The following is a 21810-nucleotide window of genomic DNA, read 5'->3' on the forward strand; positions in this document are numbered from 1 at the left end:
ATCATTTGGTTGTATGCCCAGTCGGGCATTTTCTTGGGGGCATTCATCGGCGTAGTCCTTGTAGTTGCATGGCAGCGGACAGGGTTTGGCTGGCTTCGGCTTGTTTACCATTTATTCCCTCCCCTGCTTGTGGGGGAGGGCTAGGGTGGGGGCTTCGCAAACCTTGCCCTTGCCAACTGGCGATGATTTCGTACAAGTAGCCGTGTGATTTGAGCGGCAGTTTCAGGCTGCCTGAAGACCGTTTGGCGAGCATTTCGCGGAAACCGTACACCCATGCTTCTAACGGTGCTGGATATTCCACACGGTCGCGTGTGATGGCTTGGCGTTGCATATCGGGCAGGATTTCGTTGAGCAGTTTTGCCATGCGGTCAAATGTGAGCGCGGTTTTGGTCGGGCGAAACAGGGCAATGTACTGCACCGCCAAGCGTCCCAATTCGCCGCCAACTTGTGCCACCGCCCACACTGCTTCACGCGCTTCATCGTGGGCGAGCAGGGCATCAAGGCTGTTTTCTGCTCCGCAACAGGGGCATCGGGTTTTCATGATGCTGTCCTTTTCTTTTCTTGATTTGCACGAAGCAATACCAGCCAATGACGGCGCAGCCACAGTATTTCTTTGACGACAAACCGCGTTTGCTCGTCTTGGGCTTGATGCAGTTCTTGTTGCCAACGCTGGATTTCTTTTAAAAGCCATTGTTCGGTGGTCATTTCAGGCAGCCTTTCACGCTTCTTCCAAGAATGCGTTGGGGTAGATTTGCTTGATGCCGTTTAAGGCAGCAGCTACGCTGGCATAGCGGATTTCGGATTTGCCGTCAGCATGGAAAATGGCGGTGTTGGTGGTGGCTTGGTAGGTCAGTTTGCCAACTGGTACAGGCTCGTAAACGTGGGCTGGGAGATAGACGGTGTAGCTTTGCATGGTGTTTTTTCCTTGTGGTTTAGGACTTCAGGTAGCCTGATGATTATTCGGGGACAGGTTCATCAACGACACCTGCCAGTGGGTCGCTTTCCCAAATCTGCATCAGGGCAAGCGTGGCTTGGTTTTGGGTGCAGGCAAATTGCAACCGTTGAAAGGCGTAATAGGCGGGGTGTTCGGGATTGTGTTGCATATCCATTGGGGCGTGGGTGTAGTTGTCGCAGTCCCAAACTTCTACACGCATTTCGCGTTCGGGCGTGGGCGTGGGCAAAATCACGGGTGGGTTTGCGGGTTCAGTCAGGGCAGTAAAAACCGCCATCATCAAGCCGCCTGCAAGCATGGGTTGCCACAACCGCGCCATTTCATTGCGCCGTTCTAGATTGGTGTTCATTTTTTCATTTCCTTTATTTTCAATGACTTATTAAAATCATAAGGCAAAAAAATTATTGCCGTATTAAGGGCTTGGGGCTTTTAGGTAGCCTAATGAATCAGCATTTGGGCATATTGACGCACCATCTCGATATTGGCTTTTTCTTGGTTGATTTGTTCCATATTGTGTACGCCGCGCATCAGTTTGCACAAAACCCGTGTGTTGCCTTTGACCGCTGCCACCATTTCGCCTGCGGCATCATCGGGCAGATGGGGTAAAACGGTTTGTACAATCTGGCGCAAATCGGTTGCCGATAAAGCCTCGCCCAAATTCATGGCAAAACCGATGCGGCTGTACAGTTGCACCAACTCGCCGCGTTTTCCTTTGAGATTAACCAGCAATCGGGGCATACCTGCCAAAACCAAACCGCAACCTGTTTTGTCGTGAATGCGGCGCAGGCATTCCAAAGCACGCAGTGGCAACAGTTCGGCTTCATCTATCATTAATAAGCGAGAGCTGTTTTTCAGTTTATCCACAATGCCTTGCATCACTTCATGTAGGCTACCTGAAGCAGAGCTGCCTATGGTTTGGGCGATGTTTTGCAATAACACTTTTGCGGTGAAACTGGGGTCGGTTTCAATGAAGATGGCATCGGGATTGCGCTTGTGATAGGTTAAAAGCGCACTGGTTTTGCCCAATCCTGCTTGACCATACAGCACCACTGCTTCGCCATTGATGTGTGCCATTTTCAAGAGATTACCGATGCGGCGGGCAGTTTCGGTTTGCACATAGCCCCATGTGAGTTTTTGCTCATTTTGGCGGTCGGTTTGGCGTATGAGCCATGCTTGGAGTTTGTGTTCCAATGCCGCCACATCGCCCGCATACTCGCTCTTGAGATATTGACTGATGGCTGCCGATGACACGCCCACTGCCCTTGCCAAAGCCGCTTGGGTGATGCCGCGTTCGCTTATAAAGTCTTTTAAATCTTGTTGCAAATCCATGTTGAAACTCCTTTAAATCACAGCGTAAATTTTTTGGGGTGGTTCATTGTCCTGCTCGTTTTGCCACAACACATATTCTGTTTCGCGTTTGGGCGACTCGGTGGGTATCAGTTGCCCAAAGTCGGGCTGATGTTCCAGTGCAGGTCGGGCTTCGGCTTGTGCCAGCGCAATTTGTTGCATGGCTTTTTTGACTTTGCGCTGCTTGCGTTGCTCGGCAAGTTGTTCAATGCGGGTTTGGGCAAAGGCAGCGACTTTATTGCCGTCAAATTGGGCTTTGCAGATGAAACAGCCTGCTTTGTCCTTAATCCACACTTGTTCGGCATTGTGCAAATCGTAACCCACCCGAACTTGTTCGCCATGATGTAAGGCCAAATTGATGTGGAAATAACTGTTGTTGAACAATTGCACCATGCCGCGCTGTACCGTTCTGATTTCTTCAGGTAGCCAGAGATAATCCAATTCCAATTCGGTCAATCGCTCAATGGCAACCGCATCTTGTTCAATGCGATGGCGGTAGTAAGCAGCAGGGGTGTAGTGGCGACCTGTGTTCGGGTCTTTGGGCAGTTTGCTGTGTTCGTGCCGTTCGTTGTAGTCTTCTACCATCGCGCCCAAATCCGCCCAAAATTGCGCCCATGTCGGCAAGGCGTTTTTGGCTTTTTGCTGGGGCACGGTCAATTCACGTCCCGCATCAATCGCCCGAAATGCCGATGTCAAAGCCACCGTGTTTTTACGGACGGTTTCGCGGTCGGCACTTTTGCCTTGATAAGTGGCGTACTCTTGTGCCAGCGCGATGGCGGTGTGTTGCCACAAACGTTCGATGCGGGCGCGACCTTGCGGATTGCCTGCAATGCCTGTGGCGTGCTCAATCCCCAAACGCGGCAAAATGCCTGTGATGTCGTGGTCAAGCAGTTTGGCGGTTTGCCCTGCACCGTTGTCGGAGTAATACATCAAGGGTATGCCGTGTTGTGCCATGCCGTTGCGTAAGGCTTCGGCAACTGCCACCGTGTTCTCTGCCAAAGACACCGTCCAGCCGACTATCATCGCCGTGCAACCGTCAATAATCGCGGTAAATTCAGGCACAAAGGGTTTGCCGTGTATCGGGTGTTGTACTTTGGCTTTAAAACTGTGTCCATCGCCTATCCACACATCATTCGGGTTGAGTGCCAGCCAATCGCGTTGCACATAAGGCAGCAGGTTTCGGTAAGCCGAACCTGTCTTGCGGCCGCGTTCTTTCACGATTTTGGGGACTTGTCGCATGACGTACTCCACTTGGTCTAAACTGGGCAGCGCGTCCAGCCGCTCTGATTGCTCATACAGTCGCGCAAACCGCCGATAGGCTTCAATCATGGAAATGCCACGCCAATCTTGGTAAATGCCCAAAAATTCAGGTAGCCAAGCAATGGTCAATAAATCGCGCTTGGGTTTGGTTTGTTGTGGTGCCAGTGCCAATAATCGCTTATTGCGGTCATCGCCTGCTGCCTGCCAAGAGCGTACCCAGTTGTATAATGTGCTGCCTGAAAGCAATCTGTTGTCATTGTTTCGGGCATTGGCAAGGGGCAATAAACGCGCCAAATCATCGGCAAGATGCCCTGTTTGTGCTTCTTGTACCACCATCGCCACCGCTTGTTTCACAGGCAAACCAATCACGGTGTGCAGATGTTGTACATGGGCCACCAGTGCGGCGCGTGCATGGGCTACCTGAAGCTGTTTGTCGTTTAAGCTTTTGAGTTGGGCTTCAATCGGCAGCAGGTTCAGTTGGCGCATCTTCTTATTCAGCACGACAGGTTTGTGTGCGGCTTGCTTCGCTTGCGCTGTGGGCAAAGCTGCCGAGCCTGCCTGTAACAGGGCTTGGGCTTGTTTGTGTTGAATGGCTTCACGGATGGGGGGTGGGAGTGAGGATATGGCGTATTCCAACCCTCCCCCACGTCCTGCCCTTTTACGAGAGACCCAACCATTTTTCTGTGCCATTTCTCTTAATGTGGCAAGTCTGGATGAAACATTAGGTAGTTTTAGAGCCAGAATGCCTTGTAAATCAATATAAGCGTCTTGCATATCGACACCCTGTCAAACGTTGAGTGCACGCAGCTTCTCTTTTAAATTCAAAACCTGATTTTTTCGATTCATTAGTTTTTCGGCTTTTTCACCGTAAAACGGAAAAACCTCCTCAATCGGACGCTCTAACACAGCAGCAATTGCGGCGGCAATGCGTCTGCTGCCCTTACCTTTACGGATAACAACAGCAACAGATTGAGGGAGCACCTCAATAGCTTCTGCAATCATCGACGCATCAAAACCCTTACGATTTAGTTCTTGATAGATTTTCTCTGCATTCATAAAATACACTCAATGATTAGGCTAATAATCAACCCACAGTAGCGCACTAGGTTTACGCGCTCAACCAATGAGCGAATAATAGTAAATAAATTTGCACACGTCAAATTTATTTACAAAGGAATTTTTATGTCTATTGATATTAAAGAAGAAATTGAATTAGAAACTGCAACAGAAGCAGAAGAAGTCGCTGACCGTCTGATTGCGGAGCGTGTTCGTTTGGGGTATTCACAAGCGGATTTCGCCAGACAAATTGATGTTTCTCGAAATACTTTGCGCACCTACGAACTGGGACACAGCAACATTCCATCCAACATCCTGATTCGCATGGGTAGCATTGGTGTGGATGTACTGTATGTTCTTTTTAATATTAAAAACGAACAGATAGCCAGTAATCTGGCTGAAAAAGTACGTGATGAAGGTAAGAGCCGTGCTGATGTTTTCATCAACAACTCATCCTTAAGTCATTCTGTGTTAGCAGGAAAAGGTGCAACAGTTAATCAAATCCATACCACACATCACACAACCAAAACCATTGCCGAAGTCAAACCTGGTCAAGAGCATATTACCGACCAACAGGCTTCTGAAATTCAGAAATTGGTTGATGACATCGTAACCATTGAAGCCAATGTCAAGCAGAAACCGAGAAACCATCGTGCGGTATGGACTGCGCTAAACCGAAGGATGAAGGTGCCATCTTACCGTCTCATCAAGCTAGAACAATTTGATGATGCCTTAAAATATTTGAGGTCATCTATTGGTCGTTTGATGGCCAGTGCTACCGCAAGAAAAAAGATGCCTGAAAATGAATGGCGAAATCGAAAATATCGTTTCATTCATGCTAGTTTTAAGGAATTTCCTGAATTAGAAGAATGGTTTAAGAAACACATTGCAGGTAAATTTAAAGTACAAAGTAAAGCAGATTTACAGGATGAGGAGTTGGAAAAAGCTTATGCTTCTCTTTCAAACAAGAAGCGTGAACTGATGAAGAAACGTAGTTAAACTTGTACACCAATGTATAAGTTTCAATTTTTTCAAAAACCGTTGAAATGGTATTGGTATAGTATTCAATTGTTTTATAATGTTTTTATAACTTGTACGTCATATTGATACTGTATAAGTAAAGTGTACAAGTTCAGCTTGGAAGTTATACACTGGTAGTAGCATCAACGGCATGTTAAACGATGACGACACCATCTTGGTCAACCATACTGATACCGCACCCAAAGACGATATTTACGTTATCCGCATTGACAACGACATTTTTGTCAAACGCATTCAACGCCAACCCAATAAACTGTTGGTTATCAGTGAAAATAACAACTATGAAACCTTTACCATTGATTTGACACAGGAACAGCAAAATTTTGCCATCATCGGTCGTGTGGTTTGGCTGGGGCGGATGCTGTAAACATTAAGATACAAAAAACGGCGTTTAACACAGGTTTAAACGCCGTTTTAAATTCAATCAATCTGTAACCAAAATGTGTTTGAAATCTACTCAAAAAAGTGCAAAAGCTGACCAAAATTTGACCATTTTGGTGCAAAAGCTGAACCTAGTTTTTTGCCTCCTGTTTTTGGTATAAATTTTTGTTTATTTTTATTTTTTTTGCACATTTTTCAGTCTAAATCATAGGGTATAAAATAAACTACACCCCCATAAGTAGCATTCAGATAGTTAAAATTTATAATTAACAATTAGTTAAATTAATTAAGAAGTTTTGAAAAACTTTGTCTTTATTTGGAGAAATGTCATGAAATTACACCATTTGTTTGTTTCTGCTGTGTTGTCCGTTGCTTTAAGCGCGTGTGACGGTTCAGAGTCTCAAAAAACTACAGAGGTCAAGCCACAATCCAGTCAAACTGCATCAGCCAGTTCAGCACAAGCAGCAAGCAATTTATCTTTGGTTCAGGTGGGTACCGATGCCAAATATCCGCCATTTCAATACCGCGATGAAAAGAGCAAGATTTTAGGTATTGAAATGGATATTTTGAATGCGATTGGTAAAAGTCAGGGTTTGGGCATGGAATTTAACCACTTTGCGCGTGAAGAATGGCACAAATCATTGCAAAATGGGACTTTTGATATGTGGGCTTCTGCTTTTTATGGCAATGCCGAATACCCCGATGATGTGTTGGTTTCCAAACCCTTTATGGATGCGTACATTGTAGTGGGTTTGTGTGATGACAAAGAGGGCAATGCAAACATTCAAAACATAGAGCAATTAAAAGGTAAAAAATTGGCTGTCAGCAAATATTATGGTCAGAAAATGATTGATTTGGCGGCCAAATTAACGGGTTCGCCTGAAAATGTTATGGTAACCGACACATTCTATTTGTCTGCGCGTGAATTGTACAACAAGCAGGTGGATGGTGTTTTGGGTGCGAATTATGTTTTGGCATATTTTGCACAAGAAATGAAAAAAGAACAAAGTACGCGTTTATTGCGTGTTCATGATGAAGAGCCACGTCATTTGGTTTTTTTGGTTAAAAAAGATAAGCCTGAACTTTTGGAAAAATTGAATAAAGGCATTGATGTGGCATTGGCAGATGGCACAATCAAAGCCGTACAAGACAAATGGTTAAAAGGTTTGAATGCAGTTCAATAATCAAAATATTAGATAGTGGATTCAATTTAAATTGGGACAAGGCGACAGCGACCGTGTCGAGTACATAAGGGAGCTGGCAACGCTGTACTGGTTTAAATTGAATTCACGATATCTGCAAACAGCACACTTGTCTTCAGGCAGCCTGAAAAAGTTGCCGCCCCAATAAAGAAATATGGTAAACCAAATAGGACACAATACAGGTGCGACTTGTTACACCAAATCCCTGTTTGATTAGAAAAATGGTGCAATAAGCTGTATCCTGCGCTTGTACTGTTTTTAAATGAATTGACTATAATATCCTTATCAGGCACATCAGAGCTTTCAGGCTACCTGAAGTGCTTGACACACAGACAAATGCCCAATCGCAAAACCTTTGTGCAGCAGCATTTGTGGGCATTGGGATTCCGAACCTGTACACGCGGTATTTTTGATTACTCAAAATGAACCGCAGACAGAATACCGATTTGTCCAAACAACAAAATTGTGATTGCCAACACTGCGGAATACAAACCGATAAACCGTTTATTTGATTAATCCAAATTGAAGAATTTTTTCAGGCTGCCGAATAAGCCTGTTGGCTTGCTGTCTTCTTCCCTTTGGGCTTTTTTGCGTGGGCGGTCGTATTCTTCTACATTGAGTTTCAGTTGTAAAAGTCTTTCGTGCAATACTTCGCCAGCGGTGTTGTACATCACAAGGATGACATCTTCCATTTCTTGGGCTTCATCAATGACAAAATCAATGTAGCCCCAAGTCCGATTGGGGTCGGCAAGGGTGTTGGATTGCAGTAGTTGTTCTGAAATTTCATTATTTTTCACCGAATAAAGTTTGAAATAAATGCCGTGCTGGGAGGCGTTTTTGTATTCGTAATGAAGTTCCAAATCGGTTTCGGTGTTAATGGTCGCCTTGCCGTCTAACCAATCCTCCTCTCCTGCCAAGCGAATCCCCACGGCGGTAATTTCACTGCCTTGTCCATCGCCTTCGGTTTCAATAAATTCAATATTGATGGGGATATTTTTTGAAAATATCTGCCAACCACCTGTAAGATTTTGGGCATATACTTGTAAATAAGGCGGTTTGCAAGGTGCATAGGCGGAAAAAGTCGCCGTTGCCACACCCCAAGGCCCGTAATATTCATCACTGCCATTAAAGCCAATCGGATAATTACTGCCACATTGCTCCATTCCTTCCACAGGCATTGAAAAGAGATTGATGCCGTATTTAGACCCTGTTTTATAAGGGATAATCACATCTACATCTGCCCCCACAGGAATTTGGTGGGCTTCATTCAATAAAAGTGTATTGCCACCGACTACCAGCGTTACCTCGCCGTTAAGCTCGGTGGTGCTTTCGCCATCGTATAAAGTATCGGTATCCGAAGGCGGGGTGATTTGGCAGTCAAAAGGGATTTTGGCTTCCAATTCTTGTCCATTGACAAAAGCAATATGCAAATTCAAATGGTCAATCCGTTCATTTTCAGGTACTTGATGAAAATTCAAAAAATTATATGTTTTCGTTTCGCCCACAGAATAAACCTTGGAAGCGGAATAAGTGCCGTTGTATCCATCAGCTTGTAACAACCAAACCTGACAAGGCACATTGGTTTTGAAACGCAAATCCACCCAAAGTCTTTCATATTGTTCTAATTTGTAAGGCTCTGGCAATCGTGGCAGAAATTCAATCAACTCAAATTCGGCTTCTATTTCGGAAAAATCTTCGCCATCGTAATCGCCGCCATACTCGTATTCTTTCTCTTCCCACGCTTGTGGGTATTTGTCGCCATTGATGTTGTAATGTTTTGGGGCTTTTTCCTGCACCAGTTGTGGCGGTAATGAGGCTACCTGAAGGGTTTCATCTGGTGTGTTTTCCGAAGTTTCTATGCCAAACCTGCCTAGCCATTCGTTGAATTTCTGCTGATGGTTGGCTTGGGCATCTGCCAGAATTGCAGCGGCGTGTTCATTGCTTTCCACAGTCGGCAGATAACCCTGATATTCGCTGAACCACTGGCGGAATTTCTCGGCATCGGGGTTCTCTTCGTAACCCTCTTCATCTTTGTAAAAGAAGCAAGAATTCCAATCCACCGAAATTTCGGTATCAAAGGTCAAAAGTTGCAAAAACGCACCAAAATGATTGGCGACCACCCACTGACCGCCCTCATCGCCAAAGACCACCACAGGCATATCGCCCATTGGGTAACCCTCGCCATCGTCCCAAATGGCATAAGTCGAACCCGAGCCGTTGGCTTGGGCAAAGGGATACAATTTGCCCAAAAATTCGGGATTGTCTGACCAACCTTCTTTCAGTCCGCCGTAAAAATCAGCTTCCCAAATGCCAAAACCTTGTGAAAACTGTTCAAAATCGGATTCATCGGCTTGAAATTCAACCAGTCTTCTTAATTCCACAGGAATGGGTCTGCCCCATTCTTTTTCTAGATTATCAATAATAATCAAGGCAGCTTCACTGCTTAATTCGCGTCTCAAATCGGCGATTTTTTGCTCTGCTTTTTTGATTTTTTTGCTCATTTTGCTGTCCTTTTTAGGAAATAAAGTAAATAAATTATTTCGTTGGTGAATATTTTTTACGGAAAATTTCCTTTTATTTTTTCTTGTTGATAATACAATTTTTTAACGAATTTCAGGCTGCCATTTATTTTAATAAATTGCCTGTTGTGGCTCACAACCAACCAGAGTAAGTGATACGCCCACTATCGCTATGGGCTATCATATTGAACATACCATATTTTCACTTGGTCGCCTGTATTGAGACCTGCATCAAGATACTTTTCTGCTTCTTCATCAGATATGGGGGTTACTTCATTTAATAAATTGATTTTTTTCCAAAACCCTTTTCCAATACCATAGATAAAATAGATGGTATTTAAGTCCTCTTCTTTGATTTTAAAATCGTTTTCTCTGCCGATAATCCGCCATTCGCCATTGTTAATGTGTTTCTTTCTATCCAATGTTGAATAGACATCTAAAACACAAGGTTTGCCCAATGTATCTGAATGCACGATTTCTTCAACCGTAATATCATTTGGACTTTGATGTATGATATTCATTGCTTTAAAAACAAAACCGCCCGTTTCCAATTGAGCAATCAGCTGACCATAACCAAATGATTTCCCTGTATGGTCTGTTTCAAAACAAACAATATCGCCAATTTTGATGTATCGGAGCATGGTTCTGGGTTTCTTTTCCCAACCCCACAATTCAATATTTGATTTCATATACAAGCACTTTTAAGTTTTTTTAAGAAATAAAATGATGAAAAATGAATTTTGGCGAAATATTTTCTACTTGAAAGATCCCCCTGATGCAGCCGATATGCTCTTTTTTTGAGCAATAACTCACATTCTACACCATATGTGCCAAACCAACCCTTTTCAGGCAGCCTGAAATGTTTTTTGCTATCCAAACCACCTACCAACAATATAACAGGCTACCTGAAGCCCTTCAGGTAGCCTGTAATCAAAAATGGATAGGGATTAAGCAGTCTGCAAATCAAAGCCAGAATGCCTTAACAGCGCGTCCATGCTCGGTTCACGCCCACGGAACGCCTTGAAACTTTCCGCCGCGCTGCGCGAGCCGCCCACCGCCAAAATTTCGTTCCAGAAACGCGCCCCCGTGCCGCGCACATCGTCCGTTTCCTCAAATGCCGCATAAGCGTCCGCGCTCAACACTTCCGCCCACGCATAGCTGTAATAGCCAGCCGAATAGCCGCCAGCAAAAATGTGGCTGAAACTGTTGGCAAAACGATTGTATTCAGGCGGTTGCACCACCGCCACTTCACGGCGCACTTCTGCCAAAGTCTGCGCCCAATTATTCAGGCTGCCTGAATCTTCCGCGCTGAACACGCGCATATCAAACAGCGCAAACTCCATTTGGCGCACCAAAAACAGACCGCGTTGGAAATTTTTTGCCGCCAGCATTTTGTTGAACAAGGTTTCAGGCAGCGTTTCATTGGTGTCTTCGTGTGCCGACATTTCTGCCAACACTTTGTATTCCCAAACAAAATTTTCCATAAATTGACTGGGCAATTCGACCGCGTCCCATTCCACGCCATTGATGCCGCTCACGCCCAATTCGTCCACGCGCGTGAGCAAATGGTGCAAGCCGTGTCCCATTTCGTGAAACAGCGTGATGATTTCATCGTGGCTCAAACGCGCCTCTTTGCCGTTTACAGGTGGCGTGAAATTGCAGACTAAATACGCGGTAGGTGTTTGAATTGTCCCCGCTTTTTCGCCTGTGATGAAACGGCGGCGACCGCGATAATCGCTCATCCACGCGCCACCGCGTTTGCCTTCACGCGCATACAAATCCATGTACACGCCGCCGATGATGCCGCCGCCTTTTTCCAATTCAAAATAGCGCACGTCTTTGTGCCAAGTGGGAACGGTTTTTTCCGTCAAATTCACGCCATACAAACGCTTGATTTGCGCGAACAAACCCGATAACACCTTGTTAGCAGGGAAATATTTTTTCACTTCGGTTTCGGAAAAGGCGTATTTCGCTTGGCGCAATTTTTCGCTGGCATAGCCCAAATCCCACGATTGGATTTCAGGCAGCCCCAATTCTTTGGCGGCAAATTCGCGCACTTCCGCCAAATCTTTTTCGGCAAACGGTTTGGCGCGTTTGGCTAAATCACGCAAAAATTCAACGACTTGTTCAGGCGTATCCGCCATTTTCGTTACCAGCGACAATTCGGCATAATTTTTGTAGCCGAGCAAGTTGGCTTCTTCCAAAGCAATTTCAAGGCAGCGCGTGATGTTTGCCGTATTGTCCCATTCGGGTTTGCCCAATTCGCTGGCGCGGGTGGCGTAGGCGCGGTAGATTTGTTCGCGCAAATCGCGGTTTGCCGCATATTGCATGATTGCCATGTAATGCGGTGCTTGCAAGCCGACTTTGTAGCCCGATTTGCCTTCGGCTTGCGCGGCAGCCTGAAACATGGCAAGCGCGTATTCAGGCAACCCAGCCAACTGACGCTCATCTTCAAAATAAAGCGCAAAATCATCGGTCGCGTCCAACACATTTTGCGAAAATTGCGCGGAAAGTTGGGCGGATTCGGTTTGCAAAGCCGCCAAACGCGCTTGTTGTTCAGGCGGCAATTCTGCACCGCTCAACACAAAACCGCGCAAATCGTTGTTCAATTTGACTTGTTGTGCATCATCAAGGCGTTTGAAACGGTCGGAATTTTTAATGGCTTTGAAACGCGCGTAAAGTTCAATATCTTGCCCAATTTCCGTGAAAAATACGGTAACTTCGGGCATCAGCTCATTGTAAACCGCACGAAGTTCGGGCGTATCCACCACCGAATTGAGGTGCGCCACCACCCCCCAAATGCGCCCTACGCGCTCGGTGATGTCGGTTAAGCGTTCCACCGTGTTTTGCCAAGTGGTTTCGCTTTGTGCTTTGATTTCAGCGATTTGGCTACGCGCTTCGGCAATCGCGCTTTGCATGGCGGGTTTGATGTGCGCCACTTCAATGGCAGGGAAATTGGGTTCGTGGTCTAAACTCAATAAAATGTTGTTGGACATGGTGGTCTTTCTTGACTATTGAAAAAATGATGGCGATTGTAACCACAAATGGAAAAAGATGCATCTGAATGCTGATGTGGCATTTGGTTTTGTGTGTTGTGGTTTCCAGGTGGTCTGAAAAATTGTGGATAACTTTTGGATAACTTTGGGACAATTTATTTAATACGTTGATAACGTCCGCCTGAGAGTGCGGCAACTTGTCCGTCTAATTCACATTCCAATAGCATGGCGTAAATGTCGGCAGCAGGTAAACACAGGTTTTGCGCCAAATTATCGGGGTGTATGGGGTCGTAGCCCATGGCCTGTAAGAGTGTGTGCTTGGTTTTTTCAGGCAGCATGGCTGGGTTGGGTTGAATGGTTTGTTGGGGTGTAGGTTGGGTTGGGGTTGTGGATAAGTTTGTGGATTGTTTGTGGTTATTGTGTTTTTCAGGCAGCTTGTTAATGGGTTTGGGGCTGCCTGAAAGGTTTTGTAAAGAAAGGCATTCGCTGATGATGTCGTCCAAACATTCCACCAATTTTGCGCCTTCTTTGATGAGTTTGTGGCAACCTTTACTGTGTGGGTTGTCTATTGAACCTGGCACAGCCATGACTTCGCGTCCCATTTCGGCTGCAAGTCGTGCGGTAATCAAGGAGCCGCTTTCTAAAGCAGCTTCTACCACCAAAACGGCATGACTTTGCGCGGCAATCAGACGATTGCGGCGTGGGAAATTGCCTGCTAATGGGCGTGTGTCCAAGGGAAATTCTGAAACGATTAGACCTTGCTCGGCTAAACGGTGTGCCAAGTCGCGGTTGGACGGCGGATAAACGCGGTTGATGCCTGTTCCCCATATGGTAATGGTGCTGCCTGAACCGCTTAATGCGCCTTGATGGGCGGCGGTGTCTATGCCTGCAGCCATGCCAGATACAACAGTGATGCCGTTTTCACTTAATGCACGACCAAAATCGTGGGCAATGCGTATGGCTTGTGGTGTGGCATGGCGACTGCCGACTATGGCAACGGCTGGGCGTTGCAGTAATTCGGTGTTGCCACGCAAAAATAAGAGTGGCGGCGGCGTAATGCCTTCACGCAAGATATTGGGAAAGTCGGCATCGCAAGCCAGCATCAGGCGTGCACCTGTGGTTTCGTTTTCCCATTTTAAAGCGGCATCGGCGGCATTTTGGGCTTGGGTGGTATCTGACCAAGTGGCAGCAGCTTGTTTGCCGTGTCGTCCGAGTTGTGTAATCACTTGCGCAGGTGCGCAAAGTGCTTCATTTGCGCTGCCATAGTGTGCCAACAGTGTGGCAAAACTTTCTGCACCGATGTAGGGTGTGAGTGCGAGTTGTAGCCATGCATGGCGTTCAGTATCGGTCATCATGCGGTCGGTTTCCTTCTGGCAACATGGTAAAATGATAAAGTGGGCTGCCTGAAATGTGTATGGCAACTGGGCTGGTTTTTCAGGCAGCCTGTAATAATACAACGGCTTGTGCTTCTATGCCTTCCATGCGACCGAGATAACCCAGTTTTTCATTGGTTTTGCCTTTGACATTGACTGCATTGATGTCCAAGCCCAAATCGGCAGCGATGTTGGCGCGCATGGCATCAATGTATGGGCGAAGTTTGGGTTGCTGGGCGATGATGGTGCTGTCCACATTGGTGATTTGCCAGCCTGCTGCCTGAACAGTGGCATAGGCTTGACGCAATAGTACGCGACTGTTGGCATCTTTGTGTTCGGCGGCGGTATCGGGAAACAGTTTACCGATGTCGCCCAGTGAGGCTGCGCCCAAAATGGCATCGGTAATGGCGTGTAATAAGGCATCGGCATCAGAGTGTCCGAGTAAGCCTTTTTCAAAGGGAATGGTTACACCACCGAGAATAAGTGGACGATTGGGAACGAGTTGGTGGACATCATAGCCTTGTCCGATTCGAATATTTGTCATGATTATTGAGTGTGAAATGGGTTAAGACGGGAAACTGTCTGAAAATGATTCAGGCAGCCGAATACACAAAACGGTATTGTAGGCTGCCTGAATGTTGGCGTATAGCGGTTTTTGAAAATGGCTAGACCCCAAAACCATTGCATTATGGTTTGGTGGATTGCGCTGGATTGGAGACGATGTTTTTCGCTTGTTCTTGGGCTTGTGTATGCAGTTTGTTTATCATGTATTTGGCTTCGGCAAGTGTGGCTTTGGGGTAGATACGGCGGTAACAACGCAGGGCGAAAATGTCTTGTTGCAATAAGACCAGTAGTTTTACATCATCAAAATCTTCGTTTGCTTTTGGGTAGCCCAGTTTACGTTCTTGTTTAGCAAGCAAACGGCGAATAATGAGCAGGCACGAAAGCAGGAAAGCAAGCAAGGTCAGCAAAATGGTGGTTGAGATTATCATGGGTTTGTCTTTAAATGTAGTGTGTTTCAGGCAGCCTGAAGGTTGGGGAAATTGAAAAGTTTTTGAATGATAGCATTTTTCTGGATTCTTGTGCTCAAATAAGGAGTCAATATTCGGTTTATTTGTTGTGTTGTACCAAACGGCGCATGGCAGCCGCCAATTCAGGGTGTTGTGAATTGAGACGATGAGCCGTTTGTTCAAAAGCAGATAAGGCGCGTGGGCTGATGCGGAAATTTTTTTGTTGGCTTTTTTCAGTTTCAGGTGGGCGGATTTTGATTTGAACGCTTTGAATCTGGGTATTTAAAGCCTGTAATTGAGGAAAAAGGGTGGGCAGAAGCATTTTTAATCGTGTTGCTGCCATAGGCGAAGTACTGTAAATCACGAGTTTGCCATTTTCCACACACACCACGCGCAGGTGTGGGTGTAGAGGGACGGGCAAAAATTGTTTGAGTTCATTATCCAGTTGTTTCCAATAGCGTGTACGTTGAATGAGACCACGCAAATGTTCATCTGTATGTTTATCCAGTTGCATAATTGGGATTGCCAATGATTTGATAAAGTCATGACATTATAAGCATGAACGGTCTTTCAGGCAGCCTAAAATAATCGGTTTATGGCTAACTCACTTTAAAACAGTTATGGTCATAGAATTGAAAAAGCACTACGGCATTGCCAGACCTTATGTACAGGTGTACACGGTTCTCGTTGTCGCCTTACTATTGCTTTTTCACTTCTACGACTACACGGCGTCGTTTTCTCTTGGATTTGTACCATCCTGTGTACTTATTTAAATTGTGTCAGCCATAATTTAAAAAGACCAATTTAACTTGAGTGGCTGTTCATTCATGAAACTATCCTTTAAAATAACCATTTTATTTTTAATATAACTATTTGTCTTATAAAAGAAATAATTGATTCTGTTTTTGAGACTGTTGATTGAAACCCTTATTCAGGCAGCATGATGTTGCAAAATAATTCTTCATGTTATTTTGGGCTGCCTGAAAGCCTATTTTTGATTAAACAACAAAATTGGAGTAAATATGAAAGCCCTTGTTGCCGTAAAGCGCGTGGTGGACTTCAATGTCAAAGTGCGCGTGAAAGCCGATGGTTCCGATGTGGACATTGGCAATGTGAAAATGTCCATGAATCCCTTTGACGAAATCGCGGTAGAAGAAGCCGTGCGCCTGAAAGAGGCAGGTAAAATCAGCGAAATCGTTGCCGTGTCGCTGGGCGAAAAAAAATGCGAAGACGTGTTGCGTACCGCCTTGGCAATGGGTGCAGACCGCGCCATTCATGTGGAAACCGAAACCGCGCTTGAACCGCTTGCTGTTGCCAAATTGTTGAAAAAAATCAATGAACAAGAGCAAGCGCAAATCATTTTATTGGGCAAACAAGCCATTGACGATGATGCCAACCAAACCGCGCAAATGCTTGCCGCTTTGTTGAATGCGCCCCAAGCCACCTTTGCCAGCAAAGTGGATTTGCAGGAAAACGAAGTGCAGGTAATGCGCGAAATTGATGGCGGTTTGGAAACCGTGGCGTTGAAATTGCCTGCCGTGATTAGCACCGATTTGCGTTTGAACGAACCGCGTTTTGTGAAATTACCCAATTTGATGGCAGCAAAGAAAAAGCCTTTGGAAAAACAAACGCCTGCTGATTTGGGCGTGAACATTGAGCCGCGTTTAATCGTGCAAAAAGTTGCCGAACCCAAAGCGCGTCAGGCTGGCGTGAAAGTGTCCAGCGTGGCGGAATTGGTGGAAAAATTGACCGCTTTAAAAGCAATTTAATTGATATTTTGAAATTATTTTGCATATTTTCATCAATATTTTTGATGAAAAAGGGTTTTCAGGCAGCCTGAAACGTTTTTTGGTTGATTGAAACCCCATTATTTATGTGCAAAAAAACGCAATCATATTATTTGACTTACTTTTTTAAAAAGTAAGTCGCCGCGCGGCGACAGAGCGCACGCCGTAGGCAAACCCAAAATGAAGGAAAAGACATCATGACCGTTTTAATTCTTGCCGAACACGATGGCAAACAAATCAGCCCAGCCACTTTGCACGCGGTGGGGGCGGCGCAAAAATTGGGCGAAATTCACTTGTTGGTGGCAGGTTCAGGCTGCCTGAACGTGGCGGAACAAGCCAGCAAAATTCAAGGCATCGCCAAAGTGTTGCACGCAGACGCAGCGCATTTTGCCGAATGCTTGGCGGAAGAAATTGCGCCATTGGTGGTGTCGTTGGCGCAACCTTACGCGCACATTGTGGCGGCAGCGAGCGCGTTTGGCAAAAACATCATGCCGCGCGTGGCGGCTTTGCTGGATTGCTCACAAGTATCTGATTTAACAGAAATTGTTGATGAAAAAACCTTTGTGCGCCCCATTTATGCAGGCAATGTGTTTACCACCGTGCAAAGCCATGAAAGCAAATTGGTTTTGACCATTCGCGCCAGCGCGTTTCAGGCAGCCGAATTGGGCGATAATACCACGTCAATTCAAAGTGTTACCGCCACGCCAGCGCAAAACATCAGCCGTTTTGTGTCGCGTGAATTGACCCAATCCGACCGCCCCGAACTCACACAGGCGCGTGTGATTGTGTCGGGCGGACGCGCATTGGGCAGCGCGGAACAGTTCAATGCGGTTTTGACCCCATTGGCAGACGCTTTGGGTGCAGCCATTGGTGCGAGCCGTGCGGCGGTGGATGCGGATTACGCGCCCAACGACAGCCAAGTCGGTCAAACAGGCAAAATTGTTGCGCCTGAATTGTATGTTGCGGTGGGCATTTCGGGCGCAATTCAGCACATTGCGGGCATGCAAGACAGCAAAACCATTGTGGCGATTAACAAAGACCCAGACGCGCCCATCTTTAATGTGGCGGATTTTGGCATGGTGGGCGATTTGTTTGAGATTGTGCCTGAATTAACAAAAGCACTGAACGCGCGTTGATTTGTGAAATAAAATTGATGAAACAGCAATAATGTTTCACGTGAAACATGATTTTCAATCAAAGTTTGAATGATGTTTCACGTGAAACGTTTTATTTTGTGAAACAAGTGGTGGGATAATGAAAAAATATTTGGCTTATTGCGTGGGGGTGTTGGGCTTGTGTTGCGTGGTGGCATGGGCAAGTGGGCGTGTTTCAGAACGTGGTTTTGTGATAATTGAAAATCACAGTAATCAAACGGTAAAAAATGTGTATGTGATTTATGACCATTTGTCTCAACCCAAAAAAGTTTGGATTGGTTCTTTGTTGCCCAATCAACGTTATCAACACCAAATCAATTTTGCGGATATGAATGAATTTCGTTTGGGCATTGAATACGATTTGGTGGGGAAAACACAATCTGATACGATAGCGGGCTATGTGGCTGATTATGATAAACAGCGTTATGTTTTTGAGATGAAATAGTGGTGTGTTTGATAAATGGCTTTTCAGGCTGCCTGAAAATGTTGTTGATACACCAATCGTTGTGCATTCATTTATTTGACTTACTTTTTTAAAAAGTAAGTCGCCGAAGGCAAAAATCATTTTTCATTAGACAGTAAAAGGCAGCCTGAAACCCCATTCAATGCTAAAATCATGTTTCACATGAAACATCACATCAAGCTGCTTGACCGCGTTTCTGGCAGCTTTTTTGATTTTTAGGAAAACCCAAAATGAATATTTTACACAATCCACAATCCCACTCTTTCGCCTCCGACAATTATTCGGGCGTGCTGCCTGAAATCATGGCGGCAATCGCCCAAGCCAATGGCGGACACCTTGGCGCATACGGCAACGACCCCTACACCGCTCATCTGCAAAATCTCATCAAACAGCATTTTGGCGAATCCGCCCTAGCCTACCCCGTGTTCAATGGCACAGGCGCAAATGTGTTGGCATTGCAAGCTTGCCTACCGCGTTGGGGCGCGGTAATTTGCGCGGAATCGGCACACGTCAATGTGGACGAAAGCACCGCCCCACAAGCCGTTGGCGGATTCAAATTGTGGACGATTCCCACATCAGACGGCAAATTAAACCCCGAACTCATCGCCCAGCACGCGCATGGTTTTGGCGTGGAACACCGCGCCCAGCCGCTTGCCGTCAGCATCACGCAAAGCACTGAATGCGGCACGGTTTACACGCCCGATGAAATCCGCGCAATTGCCGATTTTTGCCACGAAAAAGGCATCGCCTTGCACATGGACGGCGCACGTTTGGCGAACGCGGCGGCGGCTTTGGGCGTAGATTTGCGCGACATCACGGCAGATGTTGGCGTGGACATTTTGTCGTTTGGCGGCACCAAAAATGGTTTATTGTTGGGCGAATGCGTGATTGTGTTGAACGAAAAAAATGTTTTAAACGCAAACGGCATGAAATTTTTACGCAAAATGAATTTGCAACTCGCGTCCAAAATGCGTTTTGTGTCGGCACAATTCATCGCTTTGCTGGAAAACGATTTGTGGCTTAATGCCGCGCAAAACGCCAATGCCATGGCGCAAAAACTTTCAGGCAGCCTGAAAAACATTCAGGGCGTGGAACTGGTTTACCCTACGCAAGCCAATGCCGTGTTTGTGAAATTGCCCGATGGCGTGGCGGATAAAGTGCGCCAACACACTTATTTTTACGATTGGGACGAACACGGCACGGTGCGTTTGGTGTGCAGTTTTGACACGCAGGAAAAGCATATTGATGATTTGTTGAATGCGATTGAAGCGGCAATGTTTTGATTTTCAGGCTGCCTGAATGCCATTGAATAAGGAATATCATGATGTTTACTTGCTATATGCTGACTTGCGGAGCGGAAAAAATCGCCACGCGCCATTATTGTGGTGGCGGCGAAAGCATTTTTCTGTTGCACGGTGCAGGCAATGCCAGTCAAGCACGTTTGCAAAAAGTAGCCGAATTTTTGCAAGGCAATCAATTTAATGTGGTCAGTTTGGATTATTCGGGGCATGGCGAAAGCAGCCGAAATGCGCCATCGTCCATCAACATCAAAACGGAGCAAGCCCATGCTGTGATACGGCATTATGCACATCAAAATCAACCCATTCATTTGTTTGCGTGGAGCATGAGCGGACAAATTGCCGTGAATTTGCTGGCACATATGCCGAATATCGCATCGCTTACCCTGTTTGCCCCTGCTTTGTATGCCAAAGACATTTTGCCGATTGAATTTGGTTGCCATTTTACACGCGCCATTCGTGAACATGGAAATTGGTCGCGCAGCAATGCGGTGCGGATTTTGCCCCATTTTTCAGGCTGCCTGAATTTGGTTCGCCCTGAAAATGACGACATCATTCCCAAAGAAGTTTTTGAAATGTATCGTACTTTATCGCCTCAAAACCGTTTTCAGGAAGTGGTGTTGCCCCATGCACCGCATACTTTGGGCGCGTGGTTTGATGAAGATGTGGCACGATTTGAGCTGGTTTTTCGGCAAATTCGTTGGTGTGAGGCAGCCTGAAAAGGGGAGTTACGGCACGGCTAAAATGGCGCAATTGCACAAATCATCGCTGTTAAATTGGGTCATTTCTCCTGCCTGTAAATTCGGTACAGGGAACAGGCGCACGGTTAATGGTTTATTTAAACGAAATGCCATGGTGCCTGTGTCGCGCATGATGGCAGCAATTTTGTTGGCATCGGTATTGCCAGCAATTGGCACCGTATCCAAACCAATGCCGCACACGCTGCTGAATGTGAGCAAACCGTGAATGTCAAATTCCTGATTTTGTGTTGCCAATGCCAAGCCCGTGTCTTCTGTAACCGCCAACATCAAGCCTGAAAAACCCACTTGTGCCACATTTTGCACATTTTTAAATACTTTGGTTAATAATGCCGAAATTTCCACCGTACCAGCCGCGCCAAAATAAGGCACGCCCAACAAGCGATACACATCAACCATAGAGGCACAATTTTTAGAAGGGGCTGCCGAAGTGTCCAAGCCAATAAATTGCCAGCCATCTGACAAAGGGGTTTGCTGTACCGCTTGAACAATTGGGTCAATGTGATATTGCAAAGCATGACGCATGGCTTGATAGGCGTGTTGTAAAAATGTGGCGTGGTTTTCGTGTGAGTGAGGCAAATCTTGCAAAGCGGCAACCAATAAATCGGGTGTTTCCAAGCCCAAAATCAGCACATTGCCACGTTCGTTGCGATGATAACTGGCTGGAAAATAAGGAATAAATGATTGACAATTGAAATTGACGGTAAAATTGAAATTGCCTTGTCCCTGTGGTGTGATTTGGGCAATGCGTTGAATGGCTTGCACGCTCTGGGCAAGGGTTTCGTTGTCCAAAAAGCCGTTGTCATCAAGTTGAATATTGACACAAGCATTGCACAAATCGCCAAAATCACGAATCAATTCAGGCAGCAAGGCAATTTCATGTGCATTTTGGGCTTCGCCAATGGCAAAACGCAAACGCATGGTGCTGTTTGCATTGATTTGATTTAAAATTTGCGTGAGTTTATGTAAATCGTTTTGGGCTGTTTCGGTGTTTTGGGTGTTCAAATATTCGCCAAAAGGATTGCTGACCAAACGCAATGATTGAACGGTGTAGCCGATTTTTTGTAGGGCGTGTGCCAATTTTTCACACTCGGCTTTGGCTGCGGATAAAACCGCCAACCATTCATCTTGATTGTGATTTAAATGAATGAAAGCCGTAATGGTACGAACGCGACACAGGTTTTTATCGTGAACAGACATCATCATTATCCTT

Annotated in this window: 23 protein-coding genes; 8 read left to right on the forward strand and 15 right to left on the reverse strand. The window is 45.9% G+C overall.

Annotation, left to right across the window (positions count from 1 at the left end; all coding sequences use genetic code 11):
* Positions 1–43: 43 nt before the first annotated feature.
* From Q4B82_RS05400 to Q4B82_RS05430, 7 genes are all read right to left on the reverse strand, one after another.
* The gene (locus tag Q4B82_RS05400; protein WP_303065408.1) at positions 44–541 is read right to left on the reverse strand and encodes a hypothetical protein; all 498 of its coding nucleotides are present in this window, start codon (positions 539–541) and stop codon (positions 44–46) included.
* A complete protein-coding gene (locus Q4B82_RS05405) occupies positions 538–705 on the reverse strand; it encodes a hypothetical protein (protein WP_303065410.1) in 168 nt (55 codons plus the stop codon). The genes Q4B82_RS05400 and Q4B82_RS05405 overlap by 4 nt, the downstream gene beginning before the upstream one ends.
* Positions 706–718: 13 nt before the next feature.
* Positions 719–913 carry a hypothetical protein gene (locus Q4B82_RS05410; RefSeq protein ID WP_303065411.1) on the reverse strand — a complete coding sequence of 65 codons (195 nt, stop codon included), beginning with the start codon at positions 911–913 and terminating at the stop codon, positions 719–721.
* Positions 914–956: 43 nt separating this feature from the next.
* Positions 957–1301, reverse strand: coding sequence for a hypothetical protein (locus Q4B82_RS05415; protein ID WP_303065412.1), 345 nt, complete (start codon positions 1299–1301; stop codon positions 957–959).
* A gap of 89 nt (positions 1302–1390) precedes the next feature.
* Positions 1391–2281: an AAA family ATPase gene (locus Q4B82_RS05420; RefSeq protein WP_303065413.1), complete on the reverse strand. Its 891-nt coding sequence runs from the start codon at positions 2279–2281 to the stop codon at positions 1391–1393.
* A 12-nt stretch (positions 2282–2293) separates the two neighbouring features.
* Positions 2294–4333, reverse strand: coding sequence for a Mu transposase C-terminal domain-containing protein (locus Q4B82_RS05425; RefSeq protein WP_303065415.1), 2040 nt, complete (start codon positions 4331–4333; stop codon positions 2294–2296).
* Positions 4334–4345: 12 nt separating this feature from the next.
* Positions 4346–4615, reverse strand: a complete 270-nt coding sequence (locus tag Q4B82_RS05430; RefSeq protein ID WP_303065416.1) for an XRE family transcriptional regulator — start codon at positions 4613–4615, stop codon at positions 4346–4348.
* Between the two features lie 126 nt (positions 4616–4741).
* Between Q4B82_RS05430 and Q4B82_RS05435 the strand changes: the two genes are divergently transcribed.
* The 3 genes from Q4B82_RS05435 to Q4B82_RS05445 all read left to right on the forward strand — a co-directional run bounded on the left by Q4B82_RS05435 (position 4742) and on the right by Q4B82_RS05445 (position 7221).
* Positions 4742–5614 (forward strand): transcriptional regulator, encoded by an 873-nt coding sequence (locus Q4B82_RS05435; protein WP_303065417.1) that lies wholly within the window; start codon positions 4742–4744, stop codon positions 5612–5614.
* A 163-nt stretch (positions 5615–5777) separates the two neighbouring features.
* On the forward strand, positions 5778–6023 hold the full coding sequence (locus Q4B82_RS05440) for a S24 family peptidase (RefSeq protein WP_303065440.1): 246 nt from the start codon (positions 5778–5780) through the stop codon (positions 6021–6023).
* Between the two features lie 343 nt (positions 6024–6366).
* Positions 6367–7221: an ABC transporter substrate-binding protein gene (locus Q4B82_RS05445; protein ID WP_303065418.1), complete on the forward strand. Its 855-nt coding sequence runs from the start codon at positions 6367–6369 to the stop codon at positions 7219–7221.
* Positions 7222–7751: 530 nt separating this feature from the next.
* Here the strand turns inward: Q4B82_RS05445 and Q4B82_RS05450 are convergent.
* The 7 genes from Q4B82_RS05450 to Q4B82_RS05480 form a co-directional block, all read right to left on the reverse strand.
* Positions 7752–9740, reverse strand: coding sequence for an SMI1/KNR4 family protein (locus Q4B82_RS05450; RefSeq protein ID WP_303065419.1), 1989 nt, complete (start codon positions 9738–9740; stop codon positions 7752–7754).
* 188 nt (positions 9741–9928) lie between these two features.
* Complete coding sequence (locus Q4B82_RS05455) at positions 9929–10447, reverse strand: Imm26 family immunity protein (protein WP_303065420.1); 519 nt, start codon at positions 10445–10447, stop codon at positions 9929–9931.
* 258 nt (positions 10448–10705) lie between these two features.
* Positions 10706–12754, reverse strand: coding sequence for a M3 family metallopeptidase (locus tag Q4B82_RS05460; protein WP_303065421.1), 2049 nt, complete (start codon positions 12752–12754; stop codon positions 10706–10708).
* Positions 12755–12909: 155 nt separating this feature from the next.
* The gene (gene dprA, locus Q4B82_RS05465) at positions 12910–14106 is read right to left on the reverse strand and encodes a DNA-processing protein DprA (RefSeq protein ID WP_303065441.1); all 1197 of its coding nucleotides are present in this window, start codon (positions 14104–14106) and stop codon (positions 12910–12912) included.
* Positions 14107–14188: 82 nt separating this feature from the next.
* A complete protein-coding gene (gene ispF, locus Q4B82_RS05470) occupies positions 14189–14671 on the reverse strand; it encodes a 2-C-methyl-D-erythritol 2,4-cyclodiphosphate synthase (RefSeq protein ID WP_303065422.1) in 483 nt (160 codons plus the stop codon).
* A gap of 142 nt (positions 14672–14813) precedes the next feature.
* Positions 14814–15119: a hypothetical protein gene (locus Q4B82_RS05475; RefSeq protein WP_303065423.1), complete on the reverse strand. Its 306-nt coding sequence runs from the start codon at positions 15117–15119 to the stop codon at positions 14814–14816.
* Between the two features lie 118 nt (positions 15120–15237).
* On the reverse strand, positions 15238–15651 hold the full coding sequence (locus Q4B82_RS05480; RefSeq protein WP_303065424.1) for a DciA family protein: 414 nt from the start codon (positions 15649–15651) through the stop codon (positions 15238–15240).
* A gap of 508 nt (positions 15652–16159) precedes the next feature.
* On the opposite strand from Q4B82_RS05480, the gene Q4B82_RS05485 reads away from it, so the two are divergent.
* The 5 genes from Q4B82_RS05485 to Q4B82_RS05505 all read left to right on the forward strand — a co-directional run bounded on the left by Q4B82_RS05485 (position 16160) and on the right by Q4B82_RS05505 (position 20558).
* Positions 16160–16906, forward strand: a complete 747-nt coding sequence (locus Q4B82_RS05485) for an electron transfer flavoprotein subunit beta/FixA family protein (protein ID WP_303065425.1) — start codon at positions 16160–16162, stop codon at positions 16904–16906.
* Between the two features lie 215 nt (positions 16907–17121).
* Positions 17122–18060, forward strand: coding sequence for an electron transfer flavoprotein subunit alpha/FixB family protein (locus tag Q4B82_RS05490; RefSeq protein ID WP_303065426.1), 939 nt, complete (start codon positions 17122–17124; stop codon positions 18058–18060).
* A gap of 118 nt (positions 18061–18178) precedes the next feature.
* Entirely contained in the window at positions 18179–18523 is a 345-nt protein-coding gene (locus tag Q4B82_RS05495; RefSeq protein ID WP_303065427.1) for a hypothetical protein, read from the forward strand.
* A gap of 248 nt (positions 18524–18771) precedes the next feature.
* On the forward strand, positions 18772–19824 hold the full coding sequence (locus Q4B82_RS05500; protein ID WP_303065428.1) for a low specificity L-threonine aldolase: 1053 nt from the start codon (positions 18772–18774) through the stop codon (positions 19822–19824).
* 38 nt (positions 19825–19862) lie between these two features.
* Positions 19863–20558 carry an alpha/beta hydrolase gene (locus Q4B82_RS05505; RefSeq protein WP_303065429.1) on the forward strand — a complete coding sequence of 232 codons (696 nt, stop codon included), beginning with the start codon at positions 19863–19865 and terminating at the stop codon, positions 20556–20558.
* 9 nt (positions 20559–20567) lie between these two features.
* Here the strand turns inward: Q4B82_RS05505 and Q4B82_RS05510 are convergent, their stop codons facing one another.
* Positions 20568–21797 carry a DUF711 family protein gene (locus Q4B82_RS05510; RefSeq protein ID WP_303065430.1) on the reverse strand — a complete coding sequence of 410 codons (1230 nt, stop codon included), beginning with the start codon at positions 21795–21797 and terminating at the stop codon, positions 20568–20570.
* Positions 21798–21810 lie beyond the last annotated feature (13 nt).

This window comes from Alysiella sp., assembly GCF_030525755.1.
Lineage (GTDB): Bacteria > Pseudomonadota > Gammaproteobacteria > Burkholderiales > Neisseriaceae > Simonsiella.